17 protein-coding genes and 3 tRNA genes are annotated in these 19,148 nt (G+C 70.5%); 7 read left to right on the top strand and 13 right to left on the bottom strand.

What is annotated here, in order from left to right; all coding sequences use genetic code 11:
- Window positions 1–58: 58 nt before the first annotated feature.
- The 4 genes from ACQEUU_RS32445 to ACQEUU_RS32430 form a co-directional block, all read right to left on the bottom strand.
- Window positions 59–131, bottom strand: a tRNA-Glu gene (locus ACQEUU_RS32445).
- 18 nt (window positions 132–149) lie between these two features.
- Window positions 150–225: transfer RNA gene (locus tag ACQEUU_RS32440), tRNA-Glu, on the bottom strand.
- A gap of 149 nt (window positions 226–374) precedes the next feature.
- On the bottom strand, window positions 375–953 hold the full coding sequence (locus ACQEUU_RS32435) for a hypothetical protein (RefSeq protein ID WP_433072979.1): 579 nt from the start codon (window positions 951–953) through the stop codon (window positions 375–377).
- Window positions 954–995: 42 nt separating this feature from the next.
- Window positions 996–1,067: transfer RNA gene (locus ACQEUU_RS32430), tRNA-Gln, on the bottom strand.
- A 144-nt stretch (window positions 1,068–1,211) separates the two neighbouring features.
- Here ACQEUU_RS32430 and ACQEUU_RS32425 point away from each other — a divergent pair.
- Window positions 1,212–3,179, top strand: coding sequence for a M3 family metallopeptidase (locus ACQEUU_RS32425; RefSeq protein ID WP_433072977.1), 1,968 nt, complete (start codon window positions 1,212–1,214; stop codon window positions 3,177–3,179).
- 116 nt (window positions 3,180–3,295) lie between these two features.
- Here ACQEUU_RS32425 and ACQEUU_RS32420 read toward each other — a convergent pair whose 3' ends face one another.
- From ACQEUU_RS32420 to ACQEUU_RS32410, 3 genes are all read right to left on the bottom strand, one after another.
- Window positions 3,296–3,409: an NmrA family NAD(P)-binding protein gene (locus ACQEUU_RS32420; protein WP_433072975.1), complete on the bottom strand. Its 114-nt coding sequence runs from the start codon at window positions 3,407–3,409 to the stop codon at window positions 3,296–3,298.
- A 76-nt stretch (window positions 3,410–3,485) separates the two neighbouring features.
- On the bottom strand, window positions 3,486–4,859 hold the full coding sequence (gene gltX, locus ACQEUU_RS32415; RefSeq protein ID WP_433072973.1) for a glutamate--tRNA ligase: 1,374 nt from the start codon (window positions 4,857–4,859) through the stop codon (window positions 3,486–3,488).
- Window positions 4,852–5,628: a fumarylacetoacetate hydrolase family protein gene (locus ACQEUU_RS32410; protein ID WP_433072971.1), complete on the bottom strand. Its 777-nt coding sequence runs from the start codon at window positions 5,626–5,628 to the stop codon at window positions 4,852–4,854. The genes gltX and ACQEUU_RS32410 overlap by 8 nt, the downstream gene beginning before the upstream one ends.
- Before the next feature lie 101 nt (window positions 5,629–5,729).
- On the opposite strand from ACQEUU_RS32410, the gene ACQEUU_RS32405 reads away from it, so the two are divergent.
- Window positions 5,730–6,110 (top strand): antibiotic biosynthesis monooxygenase family protein, encoded by a 381-nt coding sequence (locus ACQEUU_RS32405; protein WP_433072969.1) that lies wholly within the window; start codon window positions 5,730–5,732, stop codon window positions 6,108–6,110.
- A 7-nt stretch (window positions 6,111–6,117) separates the two neighbouring features.
- On the opposite strand, the gene ACQEUU_RS32400 is transcribed toward ACQEUU_RS32405, so the two are convergent.
- A complete protein-coding gene (locus ACQEUU_RS32400) occupies window positions 6,118–6,717 on the bottom strand; it encodes an HD domain-containing protein (protein ID WP_433072967.1) in 600 nt (199 codons plus the stop codon).
- A gap of 181 nt (window positions 6,718–6,898) precedes the next feature.
- On the opposite strand from ACQEUU_RS32400, the gene ACQEUU_RS32395 reads away from it, so the two are divergent.
- Entirely contained in the window at window positions 6,899–8,530 is a 1,632-nt protein-coding gene (locus tag ACQEUU_RS32395; RefSeq protein ID WP_433072965.1) for a heparinase II/III family protein, read from the top strand.
- Window positions 8,531–8,545: 15 nt separating this feature from the next.
- On the opposite strand, the gene cimA is transcribed toward ACQEUU_RS32395, so the two are convergent.
- Window positions 8,546–10,120 (bottom strand): citramalate synthase, encoded by a 1,575-nt coding sequence (gene cimA, locus ACQEUU_RS32390; protein WP_433072963.1) that lies wholly within the window; start codon window positions 10,118–10,120, stop codon window positions 8,546–8,548.
- A 192-nt stretch (window positions 10,121–10,312) separates the two neighbouring features.
- Window positions 10,313–10,960: a DsbA family protein gene (locus tag ACQEUU_RS32385; RefSeq protein ID WP_433072961.1), complete on the bottom strand. Its 648-nt coding sequence runs from the start codon at window positions 10,958–10,960 to the stop codon at window positions 10,313–10,315.
- 248 nt (window positions 10,961–11,208) lie between these two features.
- On the opposite strand from ACQEUU_RS32385, the gene ACQEUU_RS32380 reads away from it, so the two are divergent.
- From ACQEUU_RS32380 to ACQEUU_RS32370, 3 genes are all read left to right on the top strand, one after another.
- Window positions 11,209–11,553, top strand: coding sequence for a YciI family protein (locus ACQEUU_RS32380; protein WP_433074459.1), 345 nt, complete (start codon window positions 11,209–11,211; stop codon window positions 11,551–11,553).
- 1 nt (window position 11,554) lies between these two features.
- Window positions 11,555–12,796 (top strand): RNA polymerase sigma factor, encoded by a 1,242-nt coding sequence (locus ACQEUU_RS32375; protein WP_433072959.1) that lies wholly within the window; start codon window positions 11,555–11,557, stop codon window positions 12,794–12,796.
- 80 nt (window positions 12,797–12,876) lie between these two features.
- Window positions 12,877–13,422, top strand: coding sequence for a Uma2 family endonuclease (locus ACQEUU_RS32370; RefSeq protein ID WP_433072957.1), 546 nt, complete (start codon window positions 12,877–12,879; stop codon window positions 13,420–13,422).
- A 17-nt stretch (window positions 13,423–13,439) separates the two neighbouring features.
- Here the strand turns inward: ACQEUU_RS32370 and ACQEUU_RS32365 are convergent, their stop codons facing one another.
- The 3 genes from ACQEUU_RS32365 to serA all read right to left on the bottom strand — a co-directional run bounded on the left by ACQEUU_RS32365 (window position 13,440) and on the right by serA (window position 18,029).
- The gene (locus tag ACQEUU_RS32365; protein ID WP_433072955.1) at window positions 13,440–14,537 is read right to left on the bottom strand and encodes a branched-chain amino acid aminotransferase; all 1,098 of its coding nucleotides are present in this window, start codon (window positions 14,535–14,537) and stop codon (window positions 13,440–13,442) included.
- A gap of 169 nt (window positions 14,538–14,706) precedes the next feature.
- A complete protein-coding gene (locus ACQEUU_RS32360; protein WP_433072953.1) occupies window positions 14,707–15,753 on the bottom strand; it encodes a 3-isopropylmalate dehydrogenase in 1,047 nt (348 codons plus the stop codon).
- 686 nt (window positions 15,754–16,439) lie between these two features.
- Window positions 16,440–18,029 carry a phosphoglycerate dehydrogenase gene (gene serA / locus ACQEUU_RS32355; RefSeq protein ID WP_433072951.1) on the bottom strand — a complete coding sequence of 530 codons (1,590 nt, stop codon included), beginning with the start codon at window positions 18,027–18,029 and terminating at the stop codon, window positions 16,440–16,442.
- A 238-nt stretch (window positions 18,030–18,267) separates the two neighbouring features.
- Between serA and ACQEUU_RS32350 the strand changes: the two genes are divergently transcribed.
- Window positions 18,268–19,119, top strand: a complete 852-nt coding sequence (locus tag ACQEUU_RS32350; protein ID WP_433072949.1) for a hypothetical protein — start codon at window positions 18,268–18,270, stop codon at window positions 19,117–19,119.
- Window positions 19,120–19,148 lie beyond the last annotated feature (29 nt).

Raw genomic sequence — 19,148 nt, 5'->3', positions numbered from 1 at the left:
GCGACCGGCCGGAAAAGCGAAAAGACCCGGTCCGCGGACCGGGTCTTCGTCGAAGGCGTAGTCCCGACCGGATTCGAACCGGCGCTACCGCCTTGAGAGGGCGGCGTCCTGGGCCACTAGACGACGGGACCTTCGTGAGCTTGCGACAGTGGTAGTCCCGACCGGATTCGAACCGGCGCTACCGCCTTGAGAGGGCGGCGTCCTGGGCCACTAGACGACGGGACCCTGTCCACAAGCGGTGTGCCGAGGACCTCCTCGGCAACGGACGTAACTCTACCGCACCCCAAGGAGCACTCCAAACCGCTTTGCCTCCCCTCAAGGGGCATGATCCCGGTCCGGACGGGCGTCAGGAGCGGGGTCCTCCGCCGTCAGGGTCAGGCCAGCAGATCGGGCCGGTGACGGCGCACCCACTCGCCCATGCGCCCGTGTTCCCACAGCGGTTCGACGGCTCCCAGAGGGATGCCGAGCCACTGCAGGCCGGTGACGGGATCGACCGGCACCCGGGCGAGGTGGGCGCGCATCCAGCCGGGGACGCGCGGTGGCACCTCACGCTCGCCCCAGCCGACCAGGCCGAGGCTCTGCATGGCCCCGGCGCGCACCCGGACGCCGCCGGGCCGGGTCACGCGCCGGGGGCTGGGCATGCGGCTCTCGACGGCGTCCACTCGCTCGATGTCGGCCCACTTCAGCCGGAGGCGGAAGCCGTACGTGTCGGTCATCTCCACCCCCGCGTCGGAGAAGCGGACGACGGTGCCGCGGACCATGCGGCGGTATCGGGACACCAGCGCGCCGACGAGCGCGCCGGTGGCGGCCATGGCGATGACCAGGCTCCACAGACCGTCGCGGGTGAGGACGCCGCCCAGCACGACGGCGGCGACGAAGAACAGCACGAGATGGAGGGCGAAGGGAGCGACGAAGCGGCCCAAAGCCCGCTGCCGGATTCGGAATTCTTCCACAGAACCAAAAAACGGATGCCCTTATCGGACATCCGTCTCATGCTGGGGTACCAGGACTCGAACCTAGACTAACTGAACCAGAATCAGTCGTGCTGCCAATTACACCATACCCCACCGCTCGCGAGCCCCTGCGGAGCGCGCTCGGCGACGTCCGAAAGAATAGCCCAGCAGAGGGGGTAAGGCCAAAACGAATCCGCGACACCCCTGCGGGCGTGCCAAGCTGAAGGGGACGAACCGCCTCGTGGAGGAGCCCCAGCGTTGGCCGACAACCCCTTCTTCGCCCCCAGCAGCCTCCCCTACCGGCTGCCTCCGTTCGCCGAGATCCGCGAGGAGCACTACCTGCCCGCGTTCGAGCGCGGGATGGCCGAGCACCTGGCCGAGGTCGCGGCGATCGCCGGCGACGAGGACCCGCCCACCTTCGACAACACCATCGCCGCGCTGGAGCGCTCCGGCCGGATCCTGCGCCGCACGGCCACGGTGTTCTTCAGCGTGGCCGCGTCCAACACCTCCGACGCCGTCATGGAGATCGAGAAGCGCGTCTCGCCCGAGCTGACCCGGCACAACGACGCGATCCTGCTCGACCGGGCGCTGTGGGCCCGCGTCAAGCGGGTGACCACCGACGACCCGGAGCAGGCGTGGCTGCTGGAGAAGTACCGCGAGGACTTCGTCAGGGCCGGCGCCGACCTGACCGAGCCGGAGCAGGACCGGTTGCGGCGGCTCAACCAGGAGCTGTCCAAGCTGGCGACCGAGTTCTCCCAGAACCTGCTGAGGGCCTCGACCGAGTCGGCGCTGGTGGTCGAGGACGCCAAGGAGCTCGACGGGCTGGACGAGGCCACGGTCAGGTCGCTGGAGAAGGACGGCCGTTACGTGCTGCCGCTGCTCAACTTCACCAACCAGCCCGCGCTGGCCCAGCTCACCGACCGGGACGTGCGCAGGCGCCTGTTCGAGCTGAGCGTCGGCCGCGCGCCGGCCAACTTCGGGCTCGCCGTCCGGATGGCCACGCTGCGCGCCGAGCGCGCCGCCCTGCTCGGCTTCCCGAACCACGCCGCGTACGTGGTCGCCGACCAGACGGCCAAGACCGTGGAGGCGGTCGAGGAGATGCTGGGCCAGCTCGTCGGCCCGGCGGTGCGCAACGCCGAGGCGGAGGCGGAGGCGCTGGCCGAGCAGGCGGGGTTCGCGATCGAGCCGTGGGACTGGTCCTTCTACGCGGAGAAGCTGCGCCGGGCCCGCTACGACCTCGACGCCGACGCCATGCGGCCCTACTTCGAGCTGGACCGGGTTTACCGCGACGGGGTGTTCAAGGCGGCGACGCTGCTGTACGGGGTGACCTTCACCGAACGGCCCGACCTGACGGGCTACCACGCCGACGTGCGGGTCTTCGAGGTGTTCGACGAGGACGGCTCCGCGCTCGGCCTGTTCCTGCTGGACCCGTACGCCAGGGCGAACAAGCGCGGCGGGGCGTGGATGAACAACCTGGTCGACCAGTCGTTCCTGTTCGACGAGAAGCCGGTGGTGATGAACAACCTGAACATCACCAAGCCGGCCGCCGGGCCGACGCTGCTCTCGTACGACGAGGTGAACACCGCCTTCCACGAGTTCGGCCACGCGCTGCACGGGCTGTTCAGCCATGTGCGCTTCCCGCGGGTGTCGGGCACGAAGGTGCCGCGCGACTTCGTGGAGTACCCGTCGCAGGTCAACGAGATGTGGCTGACCTGGCCCGAGATCCTGGAGAGCTACGCCCGCCACCACGAGACCGGCGAGCCGATGCCGGCCGAGCTGGTGGAGAAGCTGAAGGCGGCGGAGAGGTTCAACCAGGGCTTCAAGACGCTCGAGTATCTCGCGGCGACGCTGCTCGACTGGGCCTGGCACAAGCTGCAGCCCGGCGAGGAGGTGGCCGACGCCGAGGCGTTCGAGAAGGCGGCGCTGGAGGCGGCGGGGATCGCCTTCGCGCTCGTCCCGCCGCGCTACCGGACCAACTACTTCATGCACATCTTCTCGGGCGGCTACAGCGCCGGCTACTACTCCTACATCTGGAGCGAGGTGCTGGACGCCGAGAGCGTGGAGTGGTTCAAGGAGAACGGCGGGCTCAAGCGGGCCAACGGCGACCACTTCCGCCGCGAGCTGCTGTCGCGGGGCGGCAGCGTGGACCCGCTGGCGTCGTTCCGCGCCTTCCGCGGCCGCGAGGCCGGCATCCGCCCGCTGCTGGAGCGACGCGGCCTGCTCTAGACGGCTCTCAACGGGCTCTGGCGGGCCTCAGAGGAACGCCTCGGCGTGCCCGGCCGCCCACTGCTGTCTCCGGGCGGCCGAGGTCGCCGCGGACGACCTGCACCCCCGCGGGCAGGTCAGCGGCGGCGGGGGTCGCGGGTGAGCGCCCGCACGGGCGCGCCCACCCTGATCAGCTCGGCCACGACGTGCCGGCCGGCGGATCCGGTTGCTCCGGTGATGAGGAACGTCATGCGGGCGACCGTACGAGCCGAAGAGGAACGTCCAGTCCCGCGAGGCGACATCCCGGGCGTGCGGGGGGGGCGGCGATCAGCCTCGCAGGCGTGACAGCGCGGCGCGGACGCGGTCCCTGGCGCGCTCGCGGCCGAGCACCTCGATCGACTCGAACAGCGGCAGGCCGACCGTCCGGCCGGTGATCGCCACCCGCACCGGGGCCTGGGCCTTGCCGAGCTTGAGCCCGTGGGCGGCGCCGACCTCCTCCAGCGCCTCCTTGAGCGACTCGGGGTCCCAGCTCACGGTGTCGAGCCGCTCAAGGTAGCCGCTGAGGATCTCCTCGGGGGAGTTCTTCATCGCCTTGTCCCAGGAGGGCTGGTCGAACACCGGCTCGTCCAGGAACAGGAAGTCGACGTTGTGCCGGATCTCCGACAGCACCGCGACCCGGGTCTGCGCCAGCGGGGCGACCTTGCTGAACAGCTCGTGGTCCCAGGACGGTTCGAGGTAGGGCAGGCAGCGCTCCTCGAACGTCTCCAGCGGCAGCGCCCTGATGTACTCGCCGTTGAAGGCGCGCAGCTTCTTCTCGTCGAAGAAGGCGCTGGAGGAGTTGACGTCCTCCAGCCGGAACAGCGGCACCATCTCCGACCACGGCATGATCTCGCGGTCGTCCCCCGGGCCCCAGCCGAGCAGCATGAGGTAGTTGACCATGGCCTCGGCGAGGTAGCCCTCGGCGCGGTAGTCCTCCAGCGCGACCTTGTCGCGGCGCTTGGAGAGCTTCTTGCGCTGCTCGTTGACGATGACCGGCAGGTGGGCCCACACCGGCGGGGTGGCGCCCAGCGCCGGCCAGAGCAGCTCCTGCTTGGCGGCGTTGCCGAGGTGCTCCTCGCCGCGCACCACGTGGGTGATGCCCTGGGTGATGTCGTCGACCGCGTTGGCCAGCACGTACAGGGGCGAGCCGTCGGTGCGGGCGATGACGAAGTCTTCCTGCGCCTCGTTGGGGAACTCCACGTTGCCGCGGATCAGGTCCTCGACCAGGGTCACCCCCTCGTCGGGAGTGCGGAAGCGGACCGCGCCGGCGGTCAGGCCGCGCTCGCGGCAGTGGCCGTCGTAGCCGCGGTGCTCGGAGCCGGTGCGGGCGACCAGCCGCTCGCGGGTGCAGTCGCAGTAGTAGGCCTTGCCGTCGGCCAGCAGCTTGGCCACCGCCTCGCGGTGCTGCGGCTCGAACGTCGACTGGAAGTAGGGGCCCTCGAACGCGGGGTTGGTGCCGTTGACGCCGATCCAGTCGAGGGCCGAGATGATGCCCTCGGTCCACTCCGGACGGTTTCTCGACGCGTCGGTGTCCTCGATGCGCAGCACGAACCGGCCGCCGGACTGCTCGGCCAGCGCCCAGTTGAACAGGGCCGTGCGGGCGCCGCCCACGTGGAACATGCCGGTCGGGGACGGGGCGAAGCGCACCCGTAGATCAGTCACGTGCAACCACCTTGTTCGTGAGAGTGCCGATGCCCTCGATGCCGACGCTGACCTCGTCGCCGATCTCCAGCGGGCCGACGCCCGCGGGCGTGCCGGTCAGGATCACGTCGCCGGGGATCAGCGTCATGACCGCGCTGACGTGGGCGACCAGGGCGGGGATGTCGTGGATGAGCTGGCTGGTGCGGCCGCTCTGCCGGATCTCGCCGTTGACCGACGTGGTGAGCGCCAGGTCGGACGCGTCGAGGTCGGTCCGGATCCACGGGCCGAGCGGGCAGAAGGTGTCGAAGCCCTTGGCCCGGGTGAACTGCACGTCCTTCTTCTGCAGGTCGCGGGCGGTGACGTCGTTGGCACACGTGTAGCCGAAGACGACGTCCTTGACCCGCTCGACCGGCACGTCGCGGCAGAGCCTGCCGATCACGACGGCCAGCTCGCCCTCGTGGTCGACGCGGTGGGAGAGCGACGTCGGGTAGGCGATGGACTCGCCGGGACCGATCACCGAGGTGGACGGCTTGAGGAAGATCAGCGGCTCGTCGGGCACCTCGTTGCCCATCTCCCTGGCGTGCTCGGCGTAGTTGCGGCCGATCGCCACGACCTTGCTCGGCAGCATCGGGGCGAGCAGCTTCACCTGCGACAGGGGGAACCGCTCGCCGGTGAACTGCACCTGGTTGAACGGATGACCCGCGACGGCGGAGACGACCTCCTCGCCGGGGCCGCCCTCGACCACGCCGAACGCCACGCCTTCGCCTGCGGAGAACCTCGCTATACGCACCTGACAAGGCTATCGCCGCCACCGGCGGGGTCCGCCCCGGAACGGGCCGCCGCCATGATTTGCTTGTCGGGCAATCGCCGGAACGTCCTGGAGGAGCTCCCGTGTCCGTGGTGAAGATCAACGTGCTGACCGTTCCCGACGAGATGCGCGAGACGCTGGAGAAGCGGTTCTCGAACCGGGCGGGGCTGGTGGAGTCGGCCGACGGGTTCGAGTGGTTCGAGCTGCTCCGCCCGGTCGAGGGCACCGACCTCTACCTCGTCTACACGCGCTGGCGCAGCGAGGAGGACTTCCAGCGCTGGCAGGAGAGCCAGGCCTTCCAGCGCGGCCACGCCCAGGCCGCCGCGGAGCGCGGCGGCGAGGGACACGGTCATGCGCAGGGCCAGGCGCACGGACACGGGCACGGGCATGGGCAGGGCCCGGCCGCCTCCGCCTCGGAGGTGTGGACCTTCGAGGTGGTGCAGAACGCCTCACCGGCGTCCTGAGCCCGCCTCAGAGGCGGTCCAGCGGGTTGGCGGCGATCCGGTCGAGCACGCCGGCCCGCAGGGCGGACCCGGCGACGCTCGACGGCTTGCGACGCCCCTGCTCGCTGATGCACCCGGCGAACTCCGCGGGCAGGTCGAGCCTCGGGTAGCGGCGCAGCACCTCGTCCCGCACGTCCGGCGGGATGTCCTCGGTGCTCCGGCCCGAGATGTCCATGGCGGTCGACAGCTCCAGCAGGTGGCCCTCCGGGTCGTGGTCCACCGGCACCTCGTCCCACATGTGACGGACGATCACCTCGGCGGCGCGCACCCGGCGCTCCTCCGGCCACCCGGCGCCCGCGGTGAACGCCCAGGCCAGGTGGCCGCCCGCCTCCTCGAACGGCACCGAATGGCTGTCGAACTCCGGCGTCAGGCCCATGTCGTGCAGCATCGCCGACACGTAGAGCAGCTCCGCGTCGAACGCGATGCCGTTCGCCTGCCCGTAGGCGGCGGCGAACAGGTAGGCCCTGATGGAGTGGTTCAGGAGCGAGGGCGTGTGGTACTTGGCGGCCACCTCGCGGGCCGCCTGGCACACGGGCGTGCCGGGAAGCACGATGTCGTCATATCTCATGGCATTCAGCATGTCCGATACCGTGTCCGAGTGTGTGCCCGAGTGTGTGCCCGGCAGGCGACCTGACGGGCACCGGACCCGAGGGCATCGGCGGCCGACGATCGCGCACCCGACTTGACCAGGTGATCGGGATTCGGACAGCATGATTCACCCTCACCTCTTTGGCTCGAAAGGAATCGGCGTGCGCCGCCTCGCGATCCCCCTTGCTCTCACGCTCGTCCTCGGCGCTGCTGGGAGCCCGGCCCAGGCGGACGCCCCCGTCAAGCGCACCGCCGAGTGCCAGGGCGACTGGCTGCCCGGCACCCCCACGGCCGACGACGTGATGCGCGGCGAGATCTCGCTGGTCGGGCTGCCCGCCTACAAACTGGGCAAGAAGATCAACTGGGCGGCGAGCCCGTACAAGAACCGCTCGTGGGAGTACGTCTTCCACTCGCTGCGCTGGATGGGCACGCTCGTCGTCGAGTACGAGAACACCGGCGAGAAGCGCTACCTGGAGCGCGCCAAGGAGATCACCAAGGACTGGGTGGCGAACAACAGGCACGGCGCCCGCGGCACCAGGTCCTACGTCTGGAAGGACCACCCGGTCTCGCTGCGCACCCAGCCGCTCGTCTGCCTGAGCAGGCACGTCAAGGAGAGCTGGCTGAAGGAGAGCCTGTCCGTCCACGCCAAGCTGCTGTCGGACCCCCGGCTCTACAAGAAGGGCCACAACCACGGCATCGACCAGGACATCGCGCTCATGGCCATCGGCTGCCGCCACGGCCGCAAGGACTGGTCCGACCTGGCGTCCAGGCGGCTGACCGGCACCGTGAAGCTGGACGTCGACGCCCAGGGCGCGCTGATGGAGCAGGCGCCGCGCTACGCCGTCTACGTGTACGGCAGGCTCCAGGTCGCGATGACCAACATGCGCGCGTGCGGCCGTAAGGTGCCCGGCGAGATCGGCAGGCGGGCCGAGGCGCTCAAGGGCTTCATCGCCCACTCCACCCAGCCGAACGGCTACATGGTGCCGATCGGCGACGGCAGCGCCGAGACCGAGCCGAAGATGGACGCGGGCACGCCGAAGGAGAAGGTCCGCACGTACCGGGCCGGATACGTGTACGGCCGCACCGACTGGGACAAGCGCGACTCGGCGTACTACTCGATCAGGTTCGGCCCCGGCATGAAGGACCACGGCCACGAGGACCACCTCGGCGTCACCTACTACGCCCAGGGCCGCGACATCCTCGTCGACGCCGGCTTCCACTCCTACGAGAAGAGCGCGTACCGCTACTGGACCCTCTCCCCCGAGGCGCACAACGTGCCGACCGTGGTGGGCCAGCGGTTCCGGCCGCGCACCGCCAGCAAGCTCGACAAGGCCGTGTACGGCAAGGACAGCCAGGCGTTCCGGCTGTCGGACAAGGCCTACGGCGTCACCCGTACCCGGTCGGTGCTCGTCGGCCACGGCGAGGACGTGATGGCGGTGCACGACACCGCCGCCGGCGGCAAGAAGATCCGCAACCTGTGGCGCTTCGACGAGGACCTGAAGCTGATTTCCAACCAGGGCGGCCGGGTGGTGCTCGGCGACGGCTCGTTCAAGGTCACGCTGGTGCAGCTCTCCTCCTGCCGGCCGGTGGGCGGGCAGAAGGTCGAGCGGGGCGGCAGGCTCGGCTGGGTGTCGCCGACCTACCTGTCCAAGAAGCCTGCCGACGTCGTCGTCTCGCCGGCCGCGACGTCGCTGCTGACGATCGTGGTGCCGGGCACGGACGACCCGAAGGTGTCGTGCTCGGCCGGGAAGGTCACGGTCAACGGCGTGACCTTCCCGGCGCGCCTCCTCTGACGACGCGCCCGGGGATCAGCACTCGTGTCCGGCGCGGAGCAGGCCGTACGTGACCGCCTGCTCCAGCGCCTGCCAGGACGCGTCGATGACGTTCTGGCCGACGCCGACCGTGGACCACTCGGTGGCGTCGTCGCTGGAGGTGATGAGCACGCGGGTGACGGCGCCGGTGCCGTGGGTGCCTTCCAGGATGCGGACCTTGTAGTCGACCAGCTCCACCTTGGCCAGGTCGGGGTAGAGCTTCTCCAGCCCCAGCCGGACCGCCCTGTCCAGGGCGTTGACGGGGCCGTTGCCCTCGCCGGTGGCGACGATCCGCTCGCCCTTGGCGTGCAGCTTGACCGTGGCCTCGCTGACCAGGTCACCGCCCTTGGTGTGCTCGACGATGACCCGCCAGGACTCGACGTCGAAGTGGCGCCTGCGCTCGCCGCGTACGGTGTCGCGCAGCAGCAGCTCGAACGAGGCGTCGGCGGCCTCGAACGTGAAGCCCTTGGACTCCAGGTCCTTGACCCGGTCGACCAGCTCCTTGGTGTTGCCGGGGGTGAGCTCGTAGCCCAGCTCGCGGCCCTTGAGCTCGACCGAGGCGCGCCCGGCCATGTCGGAGACCAGCATGCGCATGTCGTTGCCGACCTGGGCCGGGTCGATGTGCTGGTAGAGGTTGGGGTCGACCTTGATGGCGCTGGCGTGCAGGCCGGCCTTGTGGGCGAACGCCGAGGCGCCGACGTACGGGGCGTGGGAGTTGGGGGTGACGTTGGTGACCTCGGTGATCGCGTGCGCGATGCGGGTCATGTCGGCCAGCGCCTGCGGCGGCACGAGCTCGAACCCGCGCTTGAGCTGCAGGTTGGCGACCACGGTGAAGAGGTTGGCGTTGCCGGAGCGCTCGCCGTAGCCGTTGGCGCAGCCCTGCACGTGGGTGGCGCCGGCCTTGACCGCGGCCAGCGTGTTGGCGACCGCGCAGCCGGTGTCGTCGTGGCAGTGGATGCCGACCCTGGCGCTGGTCTGGACGGCGGCGTGGACGATCTCGGCCAGCTCGTCGGGGAGCATGCCGCCGTTGGTGTCGCACAGGGCGATCACGTCGGCCCCGGCCTCGGCCGCGGTCCTGACGACCTCCAGCGCGTAGGCTGGGTTGGACGTGTAGCCGTCGAAGAAGTGCTCGGCGTCGAGGAAAACGCGCTGACCCTCCGCACGAAGGTGAGAGACCGTGTCGCGGATCATCGCGAGGTTCTCCTGGAGAGTCGTGCGGAGGGCCAGCTCCACGTGCCGGTCGTGACTCTTGGCGACAAGGGTCACGACCGGCGCGCCGGATTCGCGCAGAGCGGCGACCAGAGGGTCGTCGGCCGCCTTCACACCTGCCCGGCGGGTCGCGCCGAACGCGGCTAGCTGCGCGTGCTTCAGGTCGAGCTCTGTGCGAGCGCGCCTGAAGAACTCGGTGTCCTTGGGGTTGGCGCCGGGCCAACCGCCCTCGATGAAGCCGACGCCCAGTCCGTCCAGGTGGCGCGCGACAGCGAGCTTGTCGGCCACCGTGAGGTTGAGGCCCTCCTGCTGTGCGCCGTCACGCAGCGTGGTGTCGTAGACGTGGAACCGGTCGTCGGCCATGGGTTCTCTTTCTGGAAGTCGAGGAAAAGAAAAAGACCCCTCACGGACGTGAGAGGTCTGCGCGCTGGCGGTGTCCCTGCGTCAGCCAGCGCGCCTGCCGATAATGAGCAGACCGTAGAACATGGTGCTCCCGAGTCTGCCACACGGATTCAGTGCTCTGGACATCGATCTCATGATTCGGGACAGTTTTTGTCAGACGGTGACCCCGTCACCGCCTGTGATGGCCTTCTCCAGCGCCGCCGGGTCGAACGCCTCATTGCCGAGCACCGTGCCGTCGAGCACGACGGTCGGCGTGCCCTCGATGCGGATGCCGGCGGTGTCGCGCAGGTGCGCCTCCGCGTAGGCCTGGGAGGTGACGCACGATTCGGCGGAGGGCGCGCCGGCCTTCCGCGCGGCGGTCACCAGCTCCGCCACCGTGAATCCGGACGCCACGCCGTGCGGCGCCGGCTGCATCGCGTACAGCTCGTCCCGGAACGCCAGCCAGTTCGACTCGGGCACGCACCGCGCGGCCGCGGCGGCCCTGACGGAGTTCGACCGGGACGGCTCCTGGCGGAAGATCGTGACGGGGTGGTAGACGACCTTGACCTTGCCCTCCCGGGCCAGCCGCTGGATCGTGTCGTCGACCCGTTCGTGCAGTTCCTTGCAGACGGGGCACTCGAAGTCCTCGTACAGGTCGAGCACCGGCGCGGTCCCGCCCCGGTCGGCCAGCACCATGGACCCGTCGGGCTGCCGCATCAGCCGTACGCCCTCGGACGTCGGCCCCTGCTGGACCAGCGTCACGACGGCCATCACGGCCAGGACCGCCACGGCGGCCACCACGGCCGCCACCCTCTTGTTCATCCGCCCCGCTCTCGTACACCGATCGCCGCGACCCTACCGGAACCAGGACATGGGGTGTTATCCGGCAGCTTCAGGCCAGAATCACCCCCATGAGGTCGATCGGTGCACGGCCCCGGCACGACGTCGGCCACTCCGCCGCCGCCCGATCCGATGCCGGCGGAAAGACGTGCCGCGGGCCTGTCCATCCGCCGGGATCCCGTTCGTAGACAGGGCACAGGCACGACAGAAGGAGCGAGAACGTGAAGTACATGATGCTGATCAACAGCGGCGGGACCGGCGAGGCCCAGGAGGAGGCGTGCGAGGCGTCCTTCGAGGACTGGCAGGCCTTCGACCGGGCCGTGAAGGACGCGGGGATCTTCGTGACCGGTCACTCGCTGGCCGACCTGACCACCGCGACGGTCGTGCGGGTGGACGCCGGGGGGCGGCGGACCATCACCGACGGGCCGTTCGCCGAGACCCGCGAGGTCCTCGGCGGCTACTACGTGATCGACGTCCCCGACCTCGACGCGGCGCTCGACTGGGCGGGCCGCTGCCCGGGCGCCACCGGCGGCGGCTCGGTGGTGGTGCGGCCGATCGCCGAGTTCGAGGGCTGACATGACCGGTCCGCACGCCGAGCACGTGGAGGCGGTCTTCCGCGAGGAACGCGGCCGGCTGCTCGCCGCCCTCACGCGTCGCTTCGGCGATCTGGACCTGGCCGAGGAGGTCACGTCCGAGGCGATCGAGGCGGCGCTGGTGCGCTGGCCGGTCGACGGCGTTCCGCCCAGGCCGGGGGCGTGGCTGATGACCACGGCCCGGCGCCGGGCCGTGGACCGGCTGCGACGTGACAGGGCGTACGCCGCCCGGCTCGCCCTCCTCGCGGTGGAGGCGGACCGGGCGGCGCCCGCCCCCGGCGCGGGCGGCGACCTGCCCGACGAGCGGCTGCAGCTCTTCTTCACCTGCGCCCACCCGGCGCTGAACGCCGAGGACCGCGGCGCGCTGACGCTGCGCTGCCTCGCCGGGCTGTCCACCCCGGAGGTGGCGCGCGCCTTCCTGGTGCCGGAGGCGACGATGGCCAAGCGGATCGTGCGCGCCAAGAGGAAGATCCGCGAGGCGCGCATCCCGTTCCGCGCACCCGGCAGGGACGAGCTGCCCGAGCGGCTCCCCGGGGTGCTCCAGGTGATCTACTCGATCTTCACCGAGGGGTACGCGGCCAGCGCGGGGCCGGATCTGCAGCGGCCCGGCCTCGCCGAGGAGGCCATCCGCCTGGTCAGGATCCTGCGTCGCCTGCTGCCCGCCGAGCGCGAGGTCGCCGGGCTGCTCGCGCTCATGCTGCTGATCCACGCCCGGCGCGACGCCCGCACCGGCCCCGGCGGCGAGCTCGTCCTGCTCGGCGAGCAGGATCGCGGCCGCTGGGACCGGACGATGATCGAGGAGGGCCTCCGGCTGGTGCCCGTCGCGCTGGGCGGCGGCCCGCCCGGCCCGTACGGGGTCCAGGCCGCGATCGCCGCGCTGCACGACGAGGCCGCGGACGTCGCGACCACCGACTGGCCGCAGATCGTGGCGCTCTACGACCTCCTGCTCGTTCTCGCGCCCTCCCCCGTCGTGAAGCTGAACCGGGCGGCGGCCGTCGCCCTGCGCGACGGCCCGGAGGCGGGCCTGGCGCTGCTCGACGAGCTGGCCGGCGAGCCCCGGCTGCGCGCGTACGCCCCCTATCCCACGGCCCGGGCCGACCTGCTGCAACGGCTCGGCCGACTGCCGGAGGCCGCGGCGGCCTACCGCGAGGCGCTCGGCCTGGCGGGCACCGAACCGGAACGCGCCCACCTGCGCCGCCGCCTCGCCGCCGTCGACCCGGACTGACCTTTACCCGGCCATTGCCCCCGCGACCAGGGACGATTACGCTCTGCACGGAAATGGTGACCCACGGCGAGAGCGGGGACATGATCAGGCCTGTCGAAGAGCGCTACCGCACCGTCCGCGACCTGTTCCCGGAGCTCCGCATCGAGCTGGTCAACGGCCGCATCGTGGTCAACGAGCCCGGCACCTGGCAGCACAACACCGTCATCGCCCAGCTCCTCGCCCAGCTCGCGCCCGTGGTCGCCGAACGCCGCTGGGAGATCTGGCCCAACATCACCGTCCACCTGGGCGACGAGGCCGACCGTTACGTCCCCGACCTGACGGTCGTGCCGCAGGATCCCGTCATGGAGACCGACGAGGCCGTGCGCGGCGCCAGCACCCTCCTGCTGGTGGACGTGGTCTCGGCCGGCAACGCCTACGACGACCACGTGATCAAGCCGATGGGCTACGCCCCGGCCGGGGTGCCGCTCTACCTGGTGGTCGACCCGTTCCAGCGCCTGCTCAAGCTGCACAGCCGGCCGGAGCCGGGCGGGTACGCGTGCGAGACGGTGGAGCCGGTGGGCGCTCCGCTGCCACTCCCGGCCCCATGGGACTGCCTGCTCGACACGACGAGGCTGCTGAACCTCTGACCCGCCCGCCCGGACGTTCAGCCGATCTTGTGGACCCAGTCGCGCGTGTCCGGGCGCGCCCCGTACTGGATGCCCACCAGCTCCTCCCGGATCCGCATCGTCACCGGACCCGGCGTCCCCTCTCCCACCGTCCAGGACCGGTCGGCCCCCTTGACGAACCCGACGGGGGTGACGACCGCGGCGGTCCCGCAGGCGAACACCTCCGTGAGCTCGCCGGACTCGCACCCGGCCTGCCACTCCTCGACGGTGATGGCGCGCTCCTCCGCCCGCAGCCCGAGATCGTCGGCGAGGGCGAGGATGGAGTCGCGGGTGATCCCGGGCAGCAGGGTGCCGGTCAGGGCGGGGGTGACGAGCGTGTCGCCGAAGACGAAGAACAGGTTCATCCCGCCCATCTCCTCGACATACCGGTGTTCGGCCGCGTCCAGCCAGACCACCTGGTCGCAGCCGTTCTCGACGGCCTGGCGCTGGGCGACGAAGGCGGCCGCGTAGTTGCCGCCGCACTTGGCGAAGCCGGTGCCGCCGGGGGCGGCGCGGGTGTACTCGGTGGACAGCCAGACGGACACGGGCTTGAGGCCGCCGGTGAAGTAGGACGCCGCGGGCGAGGCGATGACGAGGTAGCGGTAGGTCTTGGAGGGCCAGTTGACGCCCAGCCCGACCTGGGTGGCGATCATGAAGGGCCGCAGGTAGAGGCTGTGGCCCTCGGTGGTGGGCACCCAGTCCCTGTCGGTCTGGACGAGGAGTTCGAGCGACTCGACGAAGGTGTCCTCGGGCAGCTCGGGCATGGCCATGCGCTCGGCGGAGCGGTTGAACCGCGCGGCGTTGGCGTACGGGCGGAACATCACCACCGAGCCGTTGACCTGGCGGTAGGCCTTGAGCCCTTCGAAGAGCTCCTGGGCGTAGTGGAAGACGGAGGTGGCGGGGTCGAGGGTGAGCGGCGCGTACGGCTCAAGCCTGGCGTCATGCCAGCCCCGGCCCTCGGTGTAGTCGATCGAGACCATGTGATCGGTGAAGACCTGCCCGAAGCCGGGGCCGGCCAGCACCTGCTCGCGCTCGGCCGCGGTGCGAGCGTGGTCGGATAGCTGCACGTCGAAGCTGAGCTTCTGAGCGATGGTCATGAGGTGGTCCTTGTCTCTGCGGTTCCTGCGGGCTGCCGCGCGACGGCAGTCCGTACTTCCTATTGTCTCGCCATTTGGGATTGCAAGGGGTACTTGTCCGTTTGGACATGAAAAAGCGCCCGGTGGTCCTCGTACGGACCGCCAGGCGCTTTCTGAGCAAGGGCGGCCCCTAGCTCGATACTCGCTCGGTGATGTCGTCGCCGATCTCGCGGGTGGAGCGGCTGCTCCACCCTGCCAGCCGCTCCACGATGTCGTCGGCGACGGCCTGCTCGACCTTGGCCGCCTCGTCGCGCAGGCCCAGGTGGTCGAGCATCATGGCGACGGACAGGATGGTGGCGGTGGGGTCGGCCTTGCCCTGCCCGGCGATGTCGGGCGCGCTGCCGTGGACCGGCTCGAACATGCTCGGCGCGGTGCCCTCGGGGTTGATGTTGCCGCTGGCGGCCAGCCCGATGCCGCCGGCGATGGCGGCGCCGAGGTCGGTGATGATGTCGCCGAAGAGGTTGTCGGTGACGACCACGTCGAACCGCTCGGGCTGGGTGACGAAGAACATCGAGGCGGCGTCGACGTGGCTGTAGTCGGTCGTGACGTCGGGGTACTCCTCAGCGACCCGGTTGACGGTGCGCTGCCAGAGGTCGCCGGCGAAGGTGAGCACGTTGGTCTTGTGGACCAGGGTGAGCTTCTTGCGCGGACGCGAGCGGGCCTTCTCGAACGCGTAGCGCACCACCCGCTCGACGCCGTGGGCGGTGTTGAGCGACTCCTGGGTGGCGATCTCGTACGGGGTGTCACGGCGCATGGTGCCGCCGGTGCCGGCGTAGAGGCCCTCGGTGCCCTCGCGGATGACGACCATGTCGATGTCCTCGGCCGGGGTGTCGGCCAGCGGCGTCTCGACGCCCGGGAAGAGCTTGACCGGGCGCAGGTTGACATAGTGGTCGAAGGCAAAGCGGATCTTGAGCAGCAGGTCGCGCTCCAGCACGCCCGGCGGGACGCTGGGGTCGCCGACGGCGCCGAGCAGGATGGCGTCGTAACCGCGCAGCTCCTCCAGCACGGAATCCGGCAGGGTCTCACCGGTGCGGTGGTAGCGGGCGGCCCCCAGGTCGTAGTGGGTGGCATCGATCTTGGTGCCGACGGCCTCGAGGACCTTCAGCCCCTCGGCCACCACCTCGGTGCCGATGCCGTCTCCCGGGATGACGGCCAGGCGGATGTTGCGCGACTCCATGGGTGTACCTTACCGGCTCGTCTCGACAGACGAACACTTGATCTCATCTTGTGGACATGTGGCACTGCTGCCGAGCTCAATCTTTCACACCGGAGGCGCACCGTGGCGTCATGGCGGCCGAGAAGGTGTGTCTCGACGGCAAGGCCACGCTCCTCGCCACCGGCGCGCTCGGCCTGCCGGGCCGCGACCGGCTCTCCAGAGGACCGCGCCTGACCACCGGGCCGGCGGAAGCGGTGCCCCCGATGCGGCGGGCGGCCGTCCTCTACCGGCTGGAGCTCTCAGGCGCGCCGCCGTTGTCACGGCGGTCCAGGGCGGTCTGCAGGGCCTCGGCGGCCTCGTCGCGGTGCTCGTCGGCGGTGTACTCGCGCATGATGATCATCTCTTTCGCGGGGTGTGTGGTTGCAGTGAGTCGGAACCCCGGTCGCGGACCCGACCGGACCTGATCTCGCCGGTCCGGGTCACGGACCGGGCGATGGGGCTTACCGGCCGACACGACGCCGCTCACCGCGGCGGGTCGTCGACCTGCCCTAACAGGCCCCGCCGCGGCAGGTAATGAGTACGAGCACCTGACGCATCACCTGTCAGATTACCCGAGCATCTCGTTGGGCGTCCTAGCATCTCGCATGCCGAGACAACAAGGCGGCCGCCGCCGGAGTCCCGGCGGCGGCCGTCAGCCTCTCGGTGGATCAGTCCTCCAGATCGACCGAACGTCCGCTCTCGGCGCCGATCTCCTGGCCGATCTGCTCGACCACCTCGGCCGGGATGGCCGTGTCGACGGTCAGCGCGATGAGCGCCTTGCCGCCCTTGGCGTGGCGGGAGACCTGCATGGAGGCGATGTTGATGCCCTGCTCGCCGAGGATGCGGCCGACCACGCCGACCATGCCCGGCCGGTCAGTGTAGGTGAAGAACGACAGGTGGGCGGTCGGCTCGATCTCCATCGGATAGCCGTTGACCTCGACGATCTTGGTGATCTGCCGGGGGCCGGAGAGCGTGCCGGAGACCGAGACCTGGCGGCCGTCGGCCAGCACGCCGCGGACGGTCACCACGTTGCGCCAGTCGGGGCTGTCGGAGCTGGTGACCAGCTCGACGCTGATGCCCCGGTCCTTGGCCAGCAGCGGCGCGTTGACGTACGTGACCTGCTCCTCGATCACGTCGGTGAAGACGCCCTTGAGCGCGGCCAGCTCGATGACCCGCACGTCCTGCGCGGCGATCTCGCCGCGCACCTCGACGTCGAGCTTGGTGGCCACCTCGCCGGCCAGCGCGGTGAAGACCCGGCCCAGCTTCTCGGCCAGAGGCAGGCCCGGCTTGACGTCCTCGGCGACAGCGCCGCCCTGGACGTTGACCGCGTCGGGCACGAACTCCCCGGCCAGCGCGAGCTTGACGCTCCTGGCGACCTGGGTGCCGGCCTTCTCCTGGGCCTCGTGGGTGGAGGCGCCCAGGTGGGGCGTGACGACGACCTGGTCCAGCTCGAAGAGCGGGCTGTCGGTGCACGGCTCCTTGGCGAACACGTCGAGGCCGGCGCCGGCCACCCGGCCTTCCTTGATCGCCGAGTAGAGGGCGGCCTCGTCGACGATGCCGCCGCGGGCCACGTTGATGATCCGCACCGAGGGCTTGACCTCGTGCAGCTCGCGGTCGCCGATGAGCCCCAGGGTCTCCTTGGTCTTGGGCAGGTGGACGGTGATGAAGTCCGCCTGCTTGAGCACCTCGTCCAGGCTCATGAGCTTGACGCCCATCTGCGCGGCGCGGGCCGGCGGCAGGTAGGGGTCGTAGGCGATCAGCTCGACGCCGAACGGCTGCAGCCGCTGCGCCACGAGCTGGCCGATCTTGCCCAGGCCGAGGATGGCGACGACCTTCTCGTCGAGCTCGACGCCGGTGTACTTGGACCGCTTCCACTCGCCGTTCTTGAGCGCGGCGTGTGCCTGCGCGGTGTTGCGGGCGCTGGCCAGGATGAGCGCGACGGTCTGCTCGGCGGCGCTGGTGATGTTGGAGGTGGGCGCGTTGACCACCATGACGCCGGCCTTGGTGGCCGCCTCGACGTCGACGTTGTCCAGTCCGACGCCGGCCCGGGCCACCACGCGCAGCTTGGGCGCGGCGGCGATCGCCTCGGCGTCGACCTTCGTGGCGGACCGGACGATGAGCGCGTCCACGTCGGCGAGGGCGGGCAGCAGCTGGGACCGATCGGCGCCGTCGGTGTGGCGGACCTCGAAATCGGCGCCGAGGACGGCGAGGCCGGCCTCGGACAGCTCCTCTGCGACCAGTACGACGGGCTTGTTCACGAGCGTGAGTCCTTAGTGGCGTGCGGCGGGCGTCAGGGACACGTCGATGGGCCCCCGGGTTCGTTCCGAGTCTATCGGTGGCTTGTGAACGCTTTCACGAAGGCTCGGCATCTGAGACGAGACGCCTCGTACCCAGGCGGACAGAAAGTCATCCACACCAGAGCCATCTTCATCTTGATCGGGAGAATTATTCGCCATTAGCCTGATAAGCCGTGGCCGACTACCTATGGTTCGTCATATGAGCATCGGGAACCCTGCGCTTGCCGACGTGCTCGCCCAGCATGGTGCCCCGCACCGGTTGCTGGCGGCTCTGGCCGACGGTGGAGTCCTGGTGGCCGTGCGACCAGACCGATCCGTCGTCCTGGGCACCACCCAGGCCGGTGACCGGGTGCTGCTCGGATACACCAGCGCGGCGACCTACGCCAGGCACCACGGCAGCCATTCGCTGTCGGCGTGCGATGCCGACACCATCCTCGACATCCAGCGCGTCACCGGCGTGCGGGAGATCGTGATCGACGCCGCCGGCCCCGCCGCGGCCGCCGTGCCCATCGACGATCTCCAGCGCTTCCTCACCTCGACCCGCACCGGGCCCACCCCCGTGCTGTCGGGGGCCGCCCCCGCCGCCTACGCGACGGGCGCCATGGCCACGGTGTCGCGCAGCGGCACGATCGCCGCAGCGCCGAGGCAGCAGGAGGCGCCGTCGATCCCGTGGATCCCCGCCCCCCGGCCGCACCTGTCGGGGCCGATGCAGCAGGTGGACCCCGGTTACCGGCGATGCTCGCACCCGATCCTGCCCGCGCTGCGCCAGGCCGTCGCGCAGCTGCTCATGGACTTCCCGCTGGTCCACCACGTGTGGATCTCCGAGGCCCGCACCGCCTCCGGCGCTCCCGGGATCATGCTGCACGTCAAGGTGCACATGTCGGCCGCCGAGGACGTGGTGCGCGACCTGCATCGCGGCGTGCGGGCCAGGCTCCCGCAGCTCGCGGCCAGCGGGGCGCCGATCCTCATGGCCAGGGTGGCCGACGCGCGCAGCGAACGCCGCATGGTGGAGATCGGCGCGCACGTGGTGTGCGCCAACGTGAACGACTGACGGCGAATCCGGCGAACCACGGCGAACTA

Source organism: Nonomuraea sp. CA-218870, assembly GCF_050936535.1.
Lineage (GTDB): Bacteria > Actinomycetota > Actinomycetes > Streptosporangiales > Streptosporangiaceae > Nonomuraea > Nonomuraea corallina.
This window is presented reverse-complemented; position numbering and strand designations above follow the sequence as displayed.